This window comes from Amycolatopsis sp. NPDC114478 (assembly GCF_055633805.1).
In genome coordinates this window covers 217,586-235,308 of the sequence record NZ_JBVKDO010000015.1, presented here as the reverse complement: position 1 = coordinate 235,308, position 17,723 = coordinate 217,586, and the positions used below count along the sequence as shown (strand labels likewise).

12 protein-coding genes and 1 pseudogene are annotated in these 17,723 nt (G+C 71.2%); 1 reads left to right on the top strand and 12 read right to left on the bottom strand.

All coding sequences use genetic code 11. The features are described 5' to 3' along the window. Nucleotides 1-6 precede the first annotated feature (6 nt). From ACZ7OH_RS35095 to ACZ7OH_RS35040, 12 genes and pseudogenes are all read right to left on the bottom strand, one after another. Nucleotides 7-684, bottom strand: coding sequence for an L-ribulose-5-phosphate 4-epimerase (locus ACZ7OH_RS35095; RefSeq protein ID WP_400906207.1), 678 nt, complete (start codon nt 682-684; stop codon nt 7-9). Beyond that, nucleotides 684-2,312: a ribulokinase gene (araB, locus tag ACZ7OH_RS35090; protein ID WP_470284766.1), complete on the bottom strand. Its 1,629-nt coding sequence runs from the start codon at nt 2,310-2,312 to the stop codon at nt 684-686. The genes ACZ7OH_RS35095 and araB overlap by 1 nt, the downstream gene beginning before the upstream one ends. Before the next feature lie 72 nt (nt 2,313-2,384). Beyond that, the gene (locus ACZ7OH_RS35085) at nt 2,385-6,194 is read right to left on the bottom strand and encodes a LamG-like jellyroll fold domain-containing protein (protein WP_470284765.1); all 3,810 of its coding nucleotides are present in this window, start codon (nt 6,192-6,194) and stop codon (nt 2,385-2,387) included. Further along, complete coding sequence (gene yjfF / locus ACZ7OH_RS35080) at nt 6,191-7,177, bottom strand: galactofuranose ABC transporter, permease protein YjfF (RefSeq protein ID WP_470284764.1); 987 nt, start codon at nt 7,175-7,177, stop codon at nt 6,191-6,193. Before yjfF ends, ACZ7OH_RS35085 begins: the two co-directional genes overlap by 4 nt. Further along, entirely contained in the window at nt 7,174-8,208 is a 1,035-nt protein-coding gene (locus tag ACZ7OH_RS35075) for an ABC transporter permease (RefSeq protein ID WP_470284796.1), read from the bottom strand. Before ACZ7OH_RS35075 ends, yjfF begins: the two co-directional genes overlap by 4 nt. A gap of 5 nt (nt 8,209-8,213) precedes the next feature. Further along, nucleotides 8,214-9,716 carry a sugar ABC transporter ATP-binding protein gene (locus ACZ7OH_RS35070; protein WP_470284795.1) on the bottom strand — a complete coding sequence of 501 codons (1,503 nt, stop codon included), beginning with the start codon at nt 9,714-9,716 and terminating at the stop codon, nt 8,214-8,216. A 49-nt stretch (nt 9,717-9,765) separates the two neighbouring features. After that, nucleotides 9,766-10,767: an ABC transporter substrate-binding protein gene (locus ACZ7OH_RS35065; protein ID WP_400906195.1), complete on the bottom strand. Its 1,002-nt coding sequence runs from the start codon at nt 10,765-10,767 to the stop codon at nt 9,766-9,768. Nucleotides 10,768-10,823: 56 nt separating this feature from the next. Further along, nucleotides 10,824-11,867 carry a LacI family DNA-binding transcriptional regulator gene (locus ACZ7OH_RS35060; protein WP_470284763.1) on the bottom strand — a complete coding sequence of 348 codons (1,044 nt, stop codon included), beginning with the start codon at nt 11,865-11,867 and terminating at the stop codon, nt 10,824-10,826. 242 nt (nt 11,868-12,109) lie between these two features. After that, nucleotides 12,110-13,060, bottom strand: coding sequence for an endonuclease/exonuclease/phosphatase family protein (locus ACZ7OH_RS35055; RefSeq protein WP_470284762.1), 951 nt, complete (start codon nt 13,058-13,060; stop codon nt 12,110-12,112). Continuing rightward, nucleotides 13,057-13,977 (bottom strand): D-alanyl-D-alanine carboxypeptidase family protein, encoded by a 921-nt coding sequence (locus ACZ7OH_RS35050; protein ID WP_470284761.1) that lies wholly within the window; start codon nt 13,975-13,977, stop codon nt 13,057-13,059. Before ACZ7OH_RS35050 ends, ACZ7OH_RS35055 begins: the two co-directional genes overlap by 4 nt. Before the next feature lie 194 nt (nt 13,978-14,171). Beyond that, nucleotides 14,172-15,011 (bottom strand): annotated as a pseudogene (locus ACZ7OH_RS35045) (glycoside hydrolase family 16 protein); the annotation flags it as partial. A gap of 177 nt (nt 15,012-15,188) precedes the next feature. After that, on the bottom strand, nt 15,189-15,434 hold the full coding sequence (locus ACZ7OH_RS35040; RefSeq protein WP_400906183.1) for a hypothetical protein: 246 nt from the start codon (nt 15,432-15,434) through the stop codon (nt 15,189-15,191). Between the two features lie 232 nt (nt 15,435-15,666). Here ACZ7OH_RS35040 and ACZ7OH_RS35035 point away from each other — a divergent pair, with 232 nt between their 5' ends. After that, a complete protein-coding gene (locus ACZ7OH_RS35035) occupies nt 15,667-17,706 on the top strand; it encodes a phosphocholine-specific phospholipase C (protein WP_470284760.1) in 2,040 nt (679 codons plus the stop codon). The last annotated feature ends 17 nt before the right edge of the window (nt 17,707-17,723 follow it).

Below are 17,723 nucleotides of genomic sequence, written 5' to 3'. Positions count from 1 at the left end.
TCGGTATCAGTGCTGGCCGTAGACGTTCTGGTACCGGGCGTAGAGCCGGTCGACGTCCTCGGGCGGCAGGGGTTCGGGCGTGCCCAGCTCGAAGGCCTTGTGCACGGTGCGGGCCACGTCCTCGACCATCACGGCGGCCTTGACCGCGTCGCGGGCGGTGCGGCCGACGGTGAACGGGCCGTGGTTGCGCATCAGCACGGCCGGCGACCGGCTCGCGCGCAGCGTTTCGACGATGCCCTTGCCGATGGAGTCGTCGCCGATCAGGGCGAACGGCCCGACCGGCACCTCGCCGCCGAACTCGTCGGCGATCATCGTGAGCACGCACGGGATCGGCTCACCGCGCGCGGCCCACGCCGTGGCGTAGGTCGAGTGCGTGTGGACGACGCCACCGATCTCGGGCATGTGCCGGTAGACGTAGGCGTGCGCGGCGGTGTCGGATGACGGCGCCAGCTCGCCGTGGACCAGTTCGCCGTGCAGGTCGGTGACGACCATGGTGTCGGCGGACAGGTCGTCGTAGGAGACGCCCGACGGCTTGATGACCATCAGCTCGCGCCCGGGCACCCGCGCCGAGACGTTGCCTGCGGTCCAGATGACCAGCGCGTTGCGGGTCAGCTCGCCGTGCAGGTTCGCCACGGTCTCCCGCAGCTCGGCGACGGTGTCGAGGACTTCGCCGGTCAGCGACATCAGGACCGTCCTTTCGCGACAGCGCGCTTGCGGGCGGCCAGCCGGTGCATGACATCGTTGCCGCCGCGGCCGAAGTAGTCGTGCAGCGTCGTGTACTCGGCGTAGAGCTCGTCGTAGGCGACGACGTGGGCGGGCTCCGGCCGGTAGACCGCGCGCTCGACCGAGCCCATGGCCGCGGCGGCCGCGCGGATGTCCGGGTAGGCCCCGGCGGCGACGGCCGCGTGGATGGCCGAGCCGAGCGCGGGGCCCTGCCCCGAGCCGATGACCGACAGCGGGAGGTTGGTGACGTCGGCGTAGATCTGCATGAGCAGCGCGTTCTTCATCAGCCCGCCGGCGATGATCAGCTCGGTGACCGGGACGCCGGCGGCGTTGAACGTCTCGATGATCTTGCGCGTGCCGAACGCCGTGGCTTCCAGCAGCGCGCGGTAGACGTCCTCGGCGCGGGTGGCCAGCGTCTGGCCGACGATGACGCCGGAGAGCTCGTGGTCGACGAGGACCGACCGGTTGCCGCTGTGCCAGTCGAGGGCGACCAGGCCGTGTTCGCCGATCTCCTGCTGCGCGGCCAGCCGGGTGAGCTGGTCGTGCCCGTCGTGGGCGAAGTGCTCGGTGAACCAGCCGAAGATGTCGCCGACGCCGCTCTGCCCGGCCTCGTAGCCCCAGAGCCCGGGGACGATCCCGCCGTCGACGACCCCGCACATGCCGGGGACTTCGCGCAGTTCGGCGCCGTTCATCACGTGGCAGGTCGAGGTGCCCATGATCGCGACCATCTGGCCGGGTTCGACGGCGTTCGCCGCGGGCGCGGTGACGTGGGCGTCGACGTTGCCGACGGCGACCGCGATGCCCTCGGGCAGTCCGGTCCACGCGGCGGCTTCGGCGGACAGCAAACCGGCGCGGGAGCCCAGCTCGCCCAGGGGGTGTTCGAGCTTGTCGGCCACGAAGGACTCGAACCCGGGCGCCAGCTCGCGGAGGAAGTCGCGGCTCGGGTACTGGCCGTCCTGCAGGATGCCCTTGTACCCGGCGGTGCAGGCGTTGCGGACGTACGTCCCGGTCAGCTGCCAGACGATCCAGTCGGCCGCCTCGACCCAGTGCCGCATCGCGGCGTAGACCGCGGGCGCCTCTTCGAGCAGCTGCAGCGCCTTGGCGAACTCCCACTCCGACGAGATCAGGCCGCCGTAGCGCGGCAGCCACTTCTCGCCGCGGGTGCGGGCCAGCTCGTTGATCCGGTCGGCCTGCGGCTGGGCCGAGTGGTGCTTCCACAGCTTGACGTAGGCGTGCGGGTCGCCTTCGAACTCGGGCAGCTCGCACAGCGGCGTGCCGTCCGCGGTGGTCGGCACCATCGTGCACGCGGTGAAGTCGGTGGCGACGCCGATGACGTCGCCCGGGTCGGCGCCCGCGTCGCGCAGCGCCGCCGGTACGGCGTTGCGGAGGACCCCGACGTAGTCGGCGGGCACCTGCAGCGCCCAGTCCGGCGGCAGCGCGCGGCCGGTGGCGGGCAGCGTCTCGTCGAGCACCCCGTGCGGGTACTCGAAAACCGCGGAGCCGAGCTCGGCCCCGTCCCGGACCCGCACGACCACCGCGCGGCCCGACAGCGTGCCGAAGTCGACGCCGACGGTGAGTGGTTCTGCCACGGTGTCCTCTCCCTCCTGTTTGGTGACCGGGGCGCGGCGCGGGCGGCGGTCTGCGCGCCGCGCCCCGGGGTTCTAGCGGCCGGTGAGGACCAGGGTCGTCACGGAGTCGGCGGGCAGCGTCAGCTTCGACGTCGCCGCCAGCCCGGTGATCTCCCTGGTCTGCGGCACGATGGCGGTCGGCGCGGCGAGGCTGTTGCGCCCCGCCGGGTCGCCGGTGAGCGTGGTGAGCGTCCCGGTGCCGTCGACCGCGGTGACGCCGGTGAGCGCCAGCCGCGCGGTCTGCACCTGACCGGTCGGGTTGACGAGCTTGACCGTGAACGTCTTCCTTCCGCTCTTGGTGGTCACGTTGACGACCTGGCGCAGCGGGCTGCCCGGGTTGAGGCGGCTGGTCACGATCTGCTTGCCGAGCGTGCTGGAGAACATCTGCTGCACCCAGTACGACGGCGAGCCGTAGCTGCTCCCCGCGTCGAAGCCGATCAGGTTGACCGGCCAGTTCGGCTGGTTCTCCTGGGCCAGCACCGGCGCGTACATCGAGCCGATGACGACGTCGCTGTTGCGTTCGAGCCCGGTGAGGAACGCGGCCTCGCCGATGGCGGCGGCCAGGGTGCCGGTGGGCCGGCCGTCCTGGGCGCCGTATTCGCCGACGAGGATGTCCGGGCCGGAGCGGTCGGCGGTGTCGTAGCGGGTCGAGTTGTCGGTGAACCACTGCGGCGACTGGTAGTAGTGGTCGTCCGCGGCGTCCGGGCGCACTCCGGTCGACGTGCTCGACGCGGCGCCGCCCTGCAGGCCGCCGGTCGTCGCGACGACGGTCAGCTGCGGGTACTTCGCCTTGATGGCGTTGTACATGTCGGTGTAGCGCCAGGCGTAGCTGCCCGAGCCGTCGAACCAGTCCTCGTTGCCGACCTCGACGTAGTGCAGGTCGAACGGTGCCGCGTGCCCGTCGGCGACCCGCTTCGCGCCCCACGTCGTGGAGGCGTCGCCGATGGCGTACTCGATCTCGTCGAGGGCCTCCTGCACGTACTGCGGGTAGTCGGCCTGGCTGACGTGCTGGCCGTTCAGGGTGTAGCCGGCGAACAGCGCCAGCAGCGGCTGGGCGCCGATGTCCTCGGCCAGTTTGAGGTAGTCGAGGATGCCGAAGCCGTCGGTGGACCAGTAGCCCCACGCGGTGTTCTGGTGGCCGGGCCGCTGCTCCAGCGGGCCGATGGTGTTCTTCCACGCGAACCGCGTGTCGAGGGTGTTGCCCTCCAGGTAGTTGCCGCCCGGGACGCGGAACAGTCCGAGCTTCATCGCCGCGAGCTTCTGCCCGAGGTCGAGGCGGACGCCGTGGTTCTTGAAGGTGGGCGGGAACAGCGAGACCTGCTGGAACCAGGCGTCCCCGGACAGCGCCTTCTTGCCCTTGTCCACCAGGGACACGACGATCCGGTTGTCGGTGGACGCGGCGATGGTCGCTGGCGTGGTGAAGCTGAACGTCTGCTGCGCCCACGCAGGCCCGACCGGCTGGACGTCCTTGCTCGCCAGGACCGTGCCGTCCGGCTTCTCCAGGCTGACCCGGACCGCACCGGTCCAGGTGCCCTTCGCGAAGAAGCTGCCGGTGTACTTCGTGGCCGGTTTCGCCGCGACGCCGTAGAAACCGACGTTGGCGGCCGCCACCCGGCCCCCGGCGGGGACGGTGTCGGCGTGCAGCTTCAGCGAGCGGTCGAGCGCGGTGTTCAGCGGGTTCGCGGTGTCGATCGCGTACGTGCCGGTCGCGCCGGTCGACGTGACCAGCGACCAGTACGGCACCGGCGTGTCGCCCGCGCCGCTGCCGGGCTGGTAGCCCTCCTTGAAGGTGCGGTTGCGGACGAGTTCGGCGTACAGCCCGCCTTCGACGGAGTGGCTGATGTCCTCGAGGATCGAGCCGTACATCGTCGGGCGGGTGTTCGCCCGGACGACGTTGGCGTCGACCGCGAGCTGGTTGGCGCCCGCGAGGGTGCCGACCTGCGCCGCGGTGAGCGGGAAGCGGCGCAACTCGAGTTCGTCGACCGCGCCGGTGAACCCGGCGCCGACCGTGAGCGGGGCCGCCGCGGTCCCGGACGCCGGGCAGGCCGAGACGTCCAGGGTGGTCCCGCTGGGCGTGCCGCAGGTGCTGGTGACCGCGGCCGCGTCGCCGTCGGCGTAGACGGTGAGCCGCTGCGCAGCGCGGTCGAGGACGACGGCGGCGTGGTGCCAGTTGCCGTCCGCGAGCCCGCTCCCGGTGGTCGTCACCCGGATGGTGCCGACGTGGGCGGTGAGCTTGCCGCCGGTCACGCCGAGGGCATAGCCGTCGCCGTGGTCGACGAGGGTGCCGTCCGCCGTAGTCCGGAACCAGGCCGCCAGCGAGAGGGAGCCGGTGCCGGTGTCGAACGCGGGCGAGGTGCCCATGTCCACAGTGGACTTGCCGTCGAACTGGACGGCCTTGCCCGCCGCCCCGGCGGTCCACGTCGCTCCGCGAAGGGTGCCGTCGGCCGCGTTGGCCGAGGAGTCGCGCGCGACCGTGCCCGCGCCCTCGTCGAAGTGCCACGAGCCGCTCGCGGCCAGCGCGGCGACGGCGGACGCGGTCAGCGGCGTCGGGTACGCGCGGACGTCGTCGACGCCCCCGGCGAACCAGTCTGCCGGGTTCCCGGCCCACTTCCCGCGCCCGACGACCAGGTCCCCGCCCGCCGTCCACGGCGTGGTGAACGGGACGCTCTGCTGCAGGGTTCCGTTGACGTACAGGGAAAGCGTACCGGCCGCGCGGTTGTAGACGCCGACGACGTGTTGCCACTGGTCGGCCTGCGCGGGCAGCGTCGACACGGCCGAGGACGACGCCGTGTCGCCGTCGCCCGCGCGGCGCGTGAAAGCGAACCGGCCGTCGGCGGCGCGCTGGAGGTAGAAGCCGCTGATCGTCGAGCCGTCGACGCTGACGGCGGTCCGGAACCCGGTCGCGGCGGTCGGCTTGACCCACGCGGACACGGAGAAGCTCTGGGCGGTGTCGACGACCGGTGCCGGGACGTCGACCGCGGCGTCGGTGCCGTCCAGGACCGCGCCGTGCGGGCCGACGACGCCGTCGCCCCAGGTCGCGCCGCCGGTCAGGGTGGCGGTGCGCGCGTCGAGGGAGTCGTCGGCCGCGGTGGTGCCGGTGCCCTCGTCGAGCCTCCAGTGCCCGGCGATGGCGAGTCGGGCGGCGTCGGCCGCGGTGAGAGCGCCGCTGTAGGCGCGGACGTCGTCGATCGAGCCGTCGACGTAGTCCACCGGGTTGCCGCCGTACTTGCCGCGGCCGATCACCAGGTGCCCGGTCCCGGCCCAGCCCGCGGGCGCGGCGACGGTCGCCTGCCGCGTGCCGTCGACGTAGAGCGCCAGCGTCGACGCGGCCGCGTCGAACACGCCGGTGAGCTGGTACCACTGGCCGGCGACGGGGTCGAAGTTGGCGCCCGCGACCACGCCGTCGGTCGGGGCGTCCCCGGCCAGGCGGGTGAAGGCGAACCGGCGCGAGTCGTCGCGGAACTGCAGGAAGAAATTGCTGACCTGGGTGCCGTCGACGCTCACGAACGTCTGGTAGCCGGACGTCTTGTCGAGCTTGACCCAGCTGCTGACGGAGAAGCTCTTGGTCGTGTCCAGCACGGGCGCGCCGGCGTCGGCGAACCCGCTCGTGCCGTCGGTCGTCAGGGCACCGCCGCGGATGCCCGGGCCCCAGCCCGCGCCAGCGTTCAGGACTGCGGAGTGGTCGCCCGCGGTGTCGGCGGCGGTCGTGCCGCTGCCTTCGTCGAACGTCCAGTGCCCGGCGAGCGCCGGGTCCGGGTCGGCCGCGGCGGCCGTGACGGGCAGGGCGGCGAACAGGGTCGAGGCCGTGAGCACGGCCAAGACGCGCCGGAAAGCGGGGTTCATCGGTGGCTCCCCCGGGTCACGAGGCGCTGCAGGACGATGAAGACGAAGAGCAGGGCGCCGGTGATGATCGAGGTCCACCAGGAGTTGAGGGTGCCGTCGAAGGTGATCAGCGTCTGGATGATGCCCAGCACCATGATCCCGAGCACGGTGCCCAGCACGTAGCCGGAGCCGCCGGTGAGGATGGTGCCGCCGATGACCACCGCGGCGATCGCGGTCAGCTCGAGGCCGACGCCGTTGAGCGGGTCGCCGGAAGACTTGTAGAGCACCAGCAGCAGCCCGCCCAGCGCCGAGCAGAACCCGCTGATCGTGTACACCGCGATCTTCGTGCGGCCGGTCTTGAGGCCCATCAGCATCGCCGACTGCGCGTTGCCGCCGATCGAGTAGACCGTGCGCCCGAACCGCGTGAAGGCCAATACGTACACCGCGACCGCGACGACGACCAGCGCGACGACCACACTGATCGAGATGTGCAGCTCCCCGCCGAGCGGGATCTGCGTCTGCGCGAGGGTGGCGATCGTCGGGTTGTCGATCGAGTACGCCTCGGTGCTGATCGTGTAGCAGAGGCCGCGGGCGAAGAACATCCCGATCAGCGTCGCGATGAACGGCTGGATCTCGAAGAAGTGGATGAGCGCGCTCATCCCGGCGCCGAGCAGGGCGCCGATGACGAGCACCACCGCGATCGCCGCGTACGCGGACCAGCCGTGCTTCTGCATCAGGTCGCCGGAGACCACAGTGGACAGTGCGACCACCGAGCCGACCGAAAGGTCGATGCCGCCGGTGAGGATCACGAACGTCATGCCGACGGCGACCACGAGCAGGAAGGCGTTGTTGATGAACAGGTCGAGCACGACCTGCCCGGACCCGAACGCGTCGTAGCTGGACGCGCCGAAGACGTACGCCCCGATCAGCAGCGCCATCGTCGCGAGGATCGGGAGGTGCCGCTGCTGGGGGCGGTAGCCCTTGATGCGGGTGAGCGTGGTCATGCCGTGACCTCCACCTTCTCCGGAGCGGACGCGGGGGCCGGCGCGGCCGGGCGGGCCTTGCGCCGGCGCAGCTTGCGGCGGAACGCGGGCGACTGCAGCAGGCACACCGCGAGCACGACCAGGGCCTTGAACAGCATGATCGCCTCGGGCGGGATGCCGAGGGCGTAGACGGTGGTGGTCAGCGTCTGGATGAGCAGCGCGCCGATCACCGAGCCGCCGAGGGAGAACCGGCCGCCGGTCAGCTGGGTACCGCCGACGACGACGGCGAGGATCGCGTCGAGCTCGATGAACAACCCGGCGTGGTTGGCGTCGGCGCTGTGCACGTTCGCGCTGATCATCAGCCCGGCGATGCCCGCGCACAGCCCGCAGAAGACGTAGACGAGCCAGGTCAGCCGCGCCGAGCGGAGCCCGGCCAGCCTGCTGGCCTCCGGGTTGCCGCCGACGGCCTCGACGAGCAGGCCGAGCGCGGAGCGGCGGACCAGCAGCGAAGCGAGCACGAAGACCAGCAGGGCGATGAGGATCGCGCTGGGCAGGGTGGCGACGAACCCGCTGCCGATCCACTCGTACGGGCCGGAGTTGATGGTGATGATCTGCCCGCCGCTGATCAGCTGCGCGATCCCGCGGCCGGCGACCATGAGGATGAGCGTCGCGATGATCGGCTGGATGCCCAGCGCGGCGACGAGCCAGCCGTTCCACGCCCCGAGCACCAGGGACAGGCCGAGTGCCAGCCCGACCGCGACGAGCGTGGCGCCCACGCCGTCCGGGTGGTCGGCGATCCACAGGCACGCGAGCGACCCGCTGATCGCGACGACCGCGCCGACCGAGAGGTCGATGCCGCGGGTGGCGATGACGAGCGTCATGCCGATCGCGATGAGGACCAGCGGGGCGCCGTTCTTGAGGATGTCGACGAGGTTCCCGTAGAGGTGGCCGTCGCGCAGTTCGATCGAGAAGAACGCCGGGCTCGCGATGAGGTCGCCCAGCAGCAGGGCCAGCAACGCCACCACGGGCCAGAAGAGCCGGTGTTTGGTCATCCCTTTCACGCCTGCACCCCTTCGGCCATCGTGGCCATGATGTCGTCCGCCGTGAGTCCCTGGTTTTCCCGCTGCGCCACCACTTTCCGGTCGCGCAGCACGACGACGCGGTGGCTCAGCCGCAGGACCTCCTCCAGCTCGGCGGAGATGTACACGACGGCCATGCCGTCGGCCGAGAGCTGGGTGACGAGCCGCTGGATCTCGGTCTTGGCGCCGATGTCGATGCCGCGCGTGGGCTCGTCGAGGATGAGCAGCCGCGGCTCGGTGATGAGCCAGCGGGCCAGCAGCACCTTCTGCTGGTTGCCCCCGGAGAGGTTGCCCACCAAGGCCTCGGGATCGGCCGGGCGGATGTCGAGGGTCTTGATGTACTTCTCGGCGATCTCGTCCTGGCGGCGGCGGGACAGCGGCCGCGCCCAGCCGCGGGACGCCTGCAGCGCGAGGACGATGTTCTCCCGGACGGTCAGCTCCTCGACCAGTCCTTCGGTTTTGCGGTTCTCCGAGCAGAACGCGATCCGGTGGTCGAGGCCGGCCCGCGGGGTGCGCAGCGCGGTGGCGCTGCCGTCGATCGTCACCGAGCCGCTGTCGGCGTGGTCGGCGCCGAAGAGCAGCCGGGCGAGCTCGGTGCGCCCGGAACCGAGGAGCCCGGCGAGCCCGACGACCTCGCCGGCGTGGATGTCGAGGGTGAACGGCTCGACGCCGCCCTTGCGGCCGAGGTCTTCGGCGGCCAGCAGCACCGGCGCGCCGGCGACCTCGGCCCGGCTCGGCCCGGAGTCCTCGAGCGTTTCGAGGACCCGCAGCTCCTTGCCGATCATCTTGGTGACCAGGTCGACCGGCGTGATGTCCGCGGTGCGGTACTCGCCGATCAGCTTTCCGTTGCGCAGCACGGTCATCCGGTCCGCGACGGCGAAGACCTGGTCTATGAAGTGGGAGACGAACAGGATCGCCAGCCCCTGCTCGCGCAGGGACCGGACGACCTGCAGCAGCCGCTCGACCTCGCCGGTGTCCAAACTGGACGTCGGCTCGTCGAGGACGAGCACCCGCGCCTCGACGTCGAGCGCGCGGGCGATCGCCACCAGCTGCTGGACGGCGATCGAGCAGGTGCTCAGCTCGGCCGAGACGTCCACGTGGACGTCCAGCCGGGCGAGGAGCTCCTCGGCCCGCCGCCGCATCGGGCCCCACTGGATGCGGCCGAAGCGGCGGGGTTCCCGCCCGAGGCAGACGTTCTCCGCCACGGACAGGTTCGGGCAGAGGTTGACCTCCTGGTAGACCGTGCTGACGCCGGCCTGCTGGGCCTCGCCGGGCCCGCTGAAGGCGACCTGCTCGCCGTTCAGCTCGATCGTGCCCGCGTCCACCCCGTACACGCCGGTCAGCACCTTGATGAGGGTGGACTTGCCGGCGCCGTTCTCGCCCATCAGGGCGTGGACTTCGCCGGGGAACATCCGGAAGGCGACGTCGTCCAAGGCGAGGACGCCGGGGAACTCCTTGCGGATACCGCTCATCCGCACCATGGGCTGCGGTTCAGGCATTGCGTGCTCCGGGGTGGACGCGGGGTTTCGGTCAGTACTGGCGCTGCGGCAGGGCGGCCTTCGCCGAGGCCTGGTCGAACTCGGTCTCCTGGGTCTCGATGCGGGCGGGCACCTGCTCGCCGGCGGCGACCTTCTTGACCAGGTCCATCAGCTGCGGGCCGAGCAGCGGGTTGCACTCGACGACGTGGTTGATCTTGCCGTCGGCCAGCGCCGTCAGCGCGTCCTTGACGCCGTCGACCGAGACGATCTTGATGTCTTTGCCCGGCACCTTGCCCGCGGCTTCGATCGCCTCGATGGCGCCGAGGGCCATGTCGTCGTTGTGCGCGTAGAGGACGTCGATCTTGGGCTGGGACTTCAGGAAGGCCTCCATGACCTCCTTGCCCTTGGCGCGGGTGAACTCACCGGTCTGCGACGCGACGATCTTGTACTTCGGGTCCGCCGCGATGACGTCCGCGAAGCCCTTCTTGCGGTCGTTGGCCGGCGCCGAACCCGTGGTGCCCTGCAGCTCGACGATGTTGACCTGGCCGGTGGCGCTGCCGTACTCCTTGGTCAGCCACTCCCCCGCCTTCTTGCCCTCGGCGATGAAGTCCGAGCCGAGGAAGGTCTTGTAGAGCGACTTGTCCGGCGAGTCGATCGCGCGGTCGGTGAGGATGACCGGGATGTTGGCCGTCTTGGCTTCCTTGAGGACGGTGTCCCAGCCGGACTCCACCACCGGCGAGAAGGCGATGACCTTGACCTTCTGCTGGATGTAGGAGCGGATCGCGGAGATCTGGTTCTCCTGCTTCTGCTGCGCGTCGGAGAACTTGAGCTCGATGCCGGCGGTCTTGGCCGAGTCCTGGATCGACTTGGTGTTGGCCGTCCGCCACCCGCTCTCGGCGCCCACCTGGGCGAAGCCGAGCGTGATCGCCCCGCCGGAGCCACCGGAAGAGCCACCACTCCCGCAGGCGGTGAGCAGCACGAGTCCGGCCGCCGCGGCCGCCGCGGCGGCCCATCGCTTCTTCAGCACGTTCACTCCTCGATCGACGGTGATCATTGTTGTTAGCGTTAACAGTCGGAGCTGGTCTTCTGGATCCGGGCGCGCGCAAGGCGCTAACGCGGCCCGGTGCTCTCGCGGACGATCAGCTCGGGCACGACCAGTGCGCGCGCGTGCCGGTCGCCCCCCTCCATCCGCTGGGTGAGCAGGCCGAACGTGCGCCGGCCGACTTCGATGAAGTCCTGGCGCACTGTGGTCAGCGGCGGCGTGAAGTACGCCGCCTCGGGGACGTCGTCGAAGCCCGCGACGCGCACGTCCCGCGGCACCGAGATGCCGGCTTCGGCGAAGGCGCGCAGCAAGCCGAGCGCCATCTGGTCGTTGCCGGCGAAGACGGCGTCCAGGTCGCGTTCCCTGGCGAGGGATCGCCCCGCCTCGTAGCCGGAGCGCGAGCTCCAGTCGCCCTGGATGACCTGCGGCACGTTCGCGCCGTGGCGTTCCAGGGTTTCCCGCCAGCCGGCCTCGCGGTCGCGGGCTTCCAGCCAGTCCTCGGGGCCGGCGACGTGCCAGACGGTCCGGTGCCCGAGGGCCAGCAGGTGCTCGGTGGCGCGCCGGGCGCCGTCGCGCTGGTCGACGGAGATGACCGGAACGGGTGCCGTCTCCCCGCCACCGACCGCGACGACCGGGAAGTCCGCGGGTGCGGCTTCCAGGGCCCGGCCGGCGGTGATGTGCGGGGCGATGACGATGATGCCTTCGACGGCCTGGCGGCGGAGGTTCTCCACCGCGTCGGCGATCGACGACCGGCCCGGGCGGCTCACGCTCGAGATCGTGATCGCGTACCCGGCTTCGCGGGCGGCGTTCTCGATGCCGTAGAGCGTGCTGGCCGGACCGTACAGATTGGACTCGAGCGCGACGACGCCGAGCGTCCCGGTGCGCCCGGTGACGAGCGCGCGGGCCGCGGAGTTCGGGCGGTAGCCCAGTTCTTCGATCGCGGCGAGCACCCGGGCGCGGGTTTCCGGCCGCACCGGGCCGGTCCCGTTGATGACCCGGGAGACGGTCATGTGCGACACGCCCGCCACCCCCGCGACGTCGGTCAGGCTGGGCTGCCGCGTGCCGGCGGCGGTCACCCTGACGGGGCCGCCGGAGCGGGGTCGTTCGGCCACCGGCGTCCCCTTTCGCACACGTCGTCGTGGTCTCCGTCACCCGTTCCGGTGACGGCGAGGAGTCAGTGTTAGCGATAACACCCGTGGGGTCAAGCCTGGGTCGCGTAACGGTCTAATCACGTAAGCCGCCGGCGCGGTGGGTCGTGGCTTCACCGCCCGACCTGCGGGAAAGCCGGTGGGTTATTCACCGGATGCCGCGGACGCGGGTGTTCAAGGGGCATGTTCGACCTGCGCGGAGGCCGTCAGAAGGCGACCGAAGCCGCCACCGGGAGGTGGTCGCTGCCCGTCGCGGGCAACGTCCACGACGCCACCGGCCGCAGCCCCGCGACGAAGACCTGGTCGATCCGCGCCAGCGGGAGCCCGGCCGGCCAGCTGAACCCGAACCCGTCGCCGGCTTCCTCCTGCGCGGAGCGCATGCGCGCGGTGATCGGGCTCAGGGCGCGGTCGTCGGCTGTGCCGTTGAAGTCGCCGACGAGCACCGTGCGCGGGGAAGACTCCGCAGCCAGCGCGTCGGCGAGCAGGCCGATCGCCTCGTCTCGGCCGGTCGCCGTGAAGCCCGCTTCGAGCCGGACCCGCACCGACGGCAGGTGCGCCACGAACACCGCGACCGCGCCCTTCGGAGTGTCCACGGTGGTCCGCAGCGCGCGGGTCCACGGCATGATCGCGACCGGCCGCGTGTCGCCGAGCGGGAAGGTGCTCCAGATCCCGACCGTGCCCTGCACCGAGTGGTGCGGGTAGCCCGCGGCGAGCGCGTCTTCGTACTTCGGGATCTCGGACTTCTTCAGCTCCTCCAAGGCGATCACCTGCGCACCGGTCGCCGCCAGCGCCCGCGCCGTGCCGGCCGGGTCCGGGTTCTCGTCGTTGACGTTGTGCGAGACGATCGTCAGGTCGCCGCCGGCTGCGGTCTTGTCGAACAGCCTGCCGCCGAAGAACCCGCCCCACACCAGCGCCGGCAGCAGCAGCGAAACGAGCGCGAGCGCCGACCGCCGGACGAGCGCCGCCACGAGCAGCGGGAGCACGAGCAGGCCGGTCCACGGCAGGAACGTCTCCAGCAGGCTGCCGGCGTTGCCCACCCAGTTGGGCACCAGCGGGTGCGCGAGCAGCAGCAGCGCCGTCAGCGCGGAAAACCCGGCGATCACGCGGCCCCGGCGCCGGGCCGCGCGCGCCGGCGGGGTCTCGAGCACCGCGGTCATCGCGTGGCCGCCGGCAGTTCCCGCTGGATGGCGGCGATGAGCGTCCGGCTGTTCTCGAGCGCGGCGCTCAGCCCTTGCGCCGGGCTCCCGCCCGGGTTCTGGTGCAGGACGACGCCGAGGATGAGCTTGCCGCCCGGCCCCTTCGCGGCCCACATCAGCGCCCCGCCGGCGGCGGTCGACGAACCGGTCTTCAGCCCGATCACGCCGTCCCGGCCGAGGAGGGTGTTCGTGTTGACGACGCCGGGCACGCCGTCGACGCGCAGGCTCGTCGTGGCGACGATTTCGCGGATCACGGCGTTGCGCATCACCTCGCGGGCCAGGCGCAGCTGGTCGGTGGCGGTGCTCGTGGTCGAGTCCTCGACCCCGCTGGCGCCGGTGTAGGTCGTGTCGGCCATGCCGAGAGCGGCGGCCTCGCGGTTCATCTTCCCGACGAACTCTTCTTGGCTGCCGGCGTCCCAGCGGGCGAGCAGCCGGGCGGCGTTGTTGCCGGACGGGACGAGCATCAGCGCCAGCAGATCGCGTTCACTGACCTGCCGTCCGGCCCGCAGGGTCACGGTCGACTCTTCGCGCGAGGTCGATTCGGTGTCGGCCCGCTCGTCGACGGTGATCATCGGGCCCGCTTCGCCCGGACCCAGCGGGTGGTCCTTGAGCACCACGTACGCGGTCATCACCTTGGTGACGCTCGCGATCGGCACCGGCCGCGGGTCCCCGCGGCTGCCGAGCGAGCCCAAGCCCTGGACTTCGGCGCTCGCCTGCCCGTCGGACGGCCACGGCAGCGCGAGGTCGACGACGGGCCGGCTCGCGCTCGCGTGCCCCTCGACCGAGGGCGGGAAGACAACCCAGCAGGCCGCGGCGAGCGCCACCGCCACGGCGGCGGCGAGGCCGCCGGCGACGGGTGGGATGCGGGTACGGGCCATGGTTCTCCTCCGGGTGCCGGGGCGCTCGATGAGCGCACACCGTCACTGTGTACGGGGAAGATCGCCGGGCCGTCGGGGTTGTTCGACAGGTCTGAACCAGAAATGTCCGGGTTGTGTACCAAAAGACGTGGCGCGGGACCGGCTCCCCTCCGCCGCGCACGGGGAGGAGCCGGTCCCGCTGGTCTCGACCCTCAGCTCACGTGGACGTAGTCGACCACGAGCTGCTGCGGGAACTGGGTGCTGCCGTCGGGGTCGCCGGGCCAGTAGCCGCCGACCGCGAGATTGAGGATCACGAAGAAGTCGTGGTTGAACACCCACTGGTTGCCGCCGACGTCGGCCGGCGTGCGGGTCTGGTAGGCGTTGCCGTCGACCGACCACACGATCCTGTCCTGCGACCAGTCGATCGCGTAGGTGTGGAAGTCGTCGGAGAAGTTCGGCCCGCTGTAGGGCGCGCCGATGCCGCCGGAACCGGAGTAGCCGGGGCCGTGGATGGTGCCGTGCACGGTGTTCGGCTCGAACCCGACGTTCTCCATGATGTCGATCTCGCCGCACTGCGGCCAGCCGACGCTGCCGATGTCGGAGCCCAGCATCCAGAACGCGGGCCACATGCCCTGCCCGCGGGGCAGTTTCATCCGGGCCTCGACGTGCCCGGACGACGCGGTGAACTTGCCGGAGGTGTTGAGCCGCGCCGACGTGTACTCGCAGGCGCCGTACCAGCAGTTGTTCCCGCTGTTCTCCTTCTTCGCGGTGATCACGAGGTGGCCCTGGCCGTCGAGCGCCGCGTTGGCGGTGCCGTCGGTGTACCACTGCCGCTCGTGGTTGTTCACGTTGTCGCCGGTCTCGTGGACCCACTTCGAGCCGTCGACCCCGCTGCCCGCCGGGCCGTCGAAGTCGTCGCTGAAGCTCGCGAGGGTCTGCGCCGGCGCCGCCTGGCTCTGCGGTGCGGTCACCACGGCGGCGGTCACGAGCAGGGCCGCGGGGGCCACCAGCAGGCGGGCGGTCCGCCGCCATCGGGCGGAGTTCCTGGTCGACATCGTCGTCGCCCCTTCCGTTCCGCGGGCGACGGCTGGCGGCTCACCGGCACCCTATTTGTTGTCGAACACAACAAAGTATGGACGGGCCGGTGGCGAAGAACAAGGCTATCCGGTCGGACATTTTCCGACGAGGACCCGATGGTCCGGACCACCGGGTACTTTCGGGCAACGCGCGGGTCAGCGCAGGATGCAGTCGAGGCCGAGCCCGACGCCGGTGAGGACGTACTGGCAGATGTGCGACGCGTGGGCCGCGTCGGTCTCGGTGCACGACAGCGGCACGCCGAGCAGATCTACCGAGCAGTAGGCGTAGAACTGGTCCGGATTGCCCGGGACCGGGTCGGCCGACGCCGGAGCCGCCGCGGCGACCACCGCGGAAATCGTGAGCGCAGCAGCCGTCGCCAGGGAAGCGATTCGGGTCTTCATCGTGCTCTCCTTCCGCAATCTCCCCTGTGCGTCAGGGGTTTGTGCTGATCAAGATTCCCCGTCCGGACCGCGTTCACCTCCGGGTCACCGGAAAGTGTCACGCCGGCGTCCCGCGAACCGAACAGCTCGTGAACTTCACGCTGCGTGATTACGTCCGATCGTCGGTGTCACCGGGCCGCCGTGATCACCTACGCTGGCGCTGCCCTGCCGAGGTCCCCTGGAGGCTCCCGTGATGGCCGACCCGCCCGAGCTCACCCGACGCAGTTTCCTCGGCGGGGTCGCCGCCGCCGGCGCGCTCGGCGCGCTGCCGGCCGGCATGGCCGAAGCCCTCGCCGAACCGCGCGTCTCGGGCAGCCTGTCGGACGTCGAGCACGTCGTGGTCCTCATGCAGGAGAACCGCTCCTTCGACCACTACTACGGCACGATGAAGGGCGTCCGCGGCTACGGCGACCGGTCCGCGATCATCCAGCCTAACGGCCAGGACGTCTTCCACCAGCCCGATTCCGGGCGCAGCGACGGCAAGTACCTGCTGCCGTTCCGGGTGGACACGACCAAAGTGGACGGTCAGGACCTCGGCGACCTCGGCCACGGCTGGACCGACCAGCACCAGGCGATCGCCGGCGGCGCGAACACCGCGTGGGTCCCCGCCAAGGGCGAGATGACCATGGGGTACTTCGACCAGGGCGACATCCCGTTCCACCGCGCGCTGGCCGACGCGTTCACGGTGTGCGACCACTACTTCTGCTCGGTGCAGGGCCCGACCACGCCCAACCGGCTCTACCTGTTCACCGGCACGATCGACGCCGACGGCAAGGCCGGCGGCCCGGCGAACTACAACCCCGCCGACTACAAGCCGGTCTTCAGTTGGACGACCTACCCGGAACGCCTGCAGCAGCAGGGCGTCTCGTGGAAGGTGTACGCCAACAAGGAGGTCGGCGACGCGAGCGGCTCGTTCGTCGGCGACTACGGCGACAACCCGCTGTGGCTGTTCAAGGCCTACCACCAGGACTACCGCTCGGATCTGTCCAAACGGGGCAGTGTGTTCAAGACGTGGGCCCCGGACTCGGGACAGGGCAAGGACGTCGACCACGTCCTCGCCGAGTTCAAGGCCGACTGCGCGAGCGGCTCGCTCCCCCGCGTGTCCTGGGTCGTCGCACCCTACGGCTACTGCGAGCACCCCGAAGCCCGCCCGGTCGACGGCGCCGCGTACACCCAGACCGTCCTGAACGCCCTGTGGGCCAACCCGAAGCTGTGGGAGTCCACAGTGGTCCTCATCAACTACGACGAGAACGACGGCTTCTTCGACCACGTCGCCCCGCCGATCGCGCCGTCGGGCACCGCGAGCGAGTACATCGGCGGCAAGCCGATCGGCCTCGGCGCACGCGTCCCGATGACCGTGATCTCGCCGTGGAGCCGCGGTGGCTGGGTCAGCTCCGAGGTCACCGACCACACGTCGGTGCTCCGGTTCCTCGAGCGCTGGACGGGCGTGGCCGAGCCGAACATCAGCGCGTGGCGGCGGGCGATCTGCGGCGACCTCATGACGTGCTTCGACTTCGGCGCCCCGAACGTGCAGATCCCGCTGCTGCCGGACACCGCGGCGCTGCGCAAGCAGGCCGACGACACCCAGAAGAAGCTGCCGAAGCCGGCCCCGCCGGCGACTGGGAAGCAGCAGGTCCCAGTGCAGGAGCCCGGCACCCGGCCCGCCCGGGCACTCCCCTACCGGCCGTCGGTCACGACGTCCCTGAGCGCGGACCGCAAGATCCTCACGACGACGTTCGCCAACCAGGGCACCGCGGCCGTGCAGCTGATGGCCTACCGCAACGACGGCCAGACCGACGGCCCGTGGCCGTACGACCTGGCCCCGGGGGCGCAGGTGAGCGACACCTGGCGGATCCAGCTCTACGGCGGCGGCAAGTACGGCGTCGCGGTGCACGGCCCCAACCGGTTCCGCTGGGTCCTGGCGGGCGACGCGAACAGCGCGGGCGCGGGCGTCGACGTCCTGGGCAGCTACACGACGGACAACAAGCTGCGGCTGACGATGCGCAACAGCGGCACGACGGCGGTGCGCGTCACGATCACCGCGAACCACTACCGCACGGACGGCCCGTGGACGTACGCGCTGGCCGCGGGCCAGACGGTGACGGACGACTGGAACCCGGTGGCGTACGGCAACGGCTGGTACGACCTGTCCGCGACGCTCGACGCCGACCCGAAGTTCCTCCGCCGGTTCAGCGGCCACCTGGAGACGGGCGCCCCCAGCGTCACCGGCTGAGGCGCAGGCTCGTGGCC

Coding starts and splice junctions, on each gene's coding strand:
- ACZ7OH_RS35095 (WP_400906207.1), bottom strand. CDS start 684: ATGTCGCTGACCGGCGAAGTCCTCGACACCGTCGCCGAGCTGCGGGAG.
- ACZ7OH_RS35085 (WP_470284765.1), bottom strand. CDS start 6,194: ATGAACCCCGCTTTCCGGCGCGTCTTGGCCGTGCTCACGGCCTCGACC.
- yjfF (WP_470284764.1), bottom strand. CDS start 7,177: ATGACCACGCTCACCCGCATCAAGGGCTACCGCCCCCAGCAGCGGCAC.
- ACZ7OH_RS35075 (WP_470284796.1), bottom strand. CDS start 8,208: ATGACCAAACACCGGCTCTTCTGGCCCGTGGTGGCGTTGCTGGCCCTG.
- ACZ7OH_RS35070 (WP_470284795.1), bottom strand. CDS start 9,716: ATGGTGCGGATGAGCGGTATCCGCAAGGAGTTCCCCGGCGTCCTCGCC.
- ACZ7OH_RS35065 (WP_400906195.1), bottom strand. CDS start 10,767: ATGATCACCGTCGATCGAGGAGTGAACGTGCTGAAGAAGCGATGGGCC.
- ACZ7OH_RS35055 (WP_470284762.1), bottom strand. CDS start 13,060: ATGACCGCGGTGCTCGAGACCCCGCCGGCGCGCGCGGCCCGGCGCCGG.
- ACZ7OH_RS35050 (WP_470284761.1), bottom strand. CDS start 13,977: ATGGCCCGTACCCGCATCCCACCCGTCGCCGGCGGCCTCGCCGCCGCC.
- ACZ7OH_RS35040 (WP_400906183.1), bottom strand. CDS start 15,434: ATGAAGACCCGAATCGCTTCCCTGGCGACGGCTGCTGCGCTCACGATT.
- ACZ7OH_RS35035 (WP_470284760.1), top strand. CDS start 15,667: ATGGCCGACCCGCCCGAGCTCACCCGACGCAGTTTCCTCGGCGGGGTC.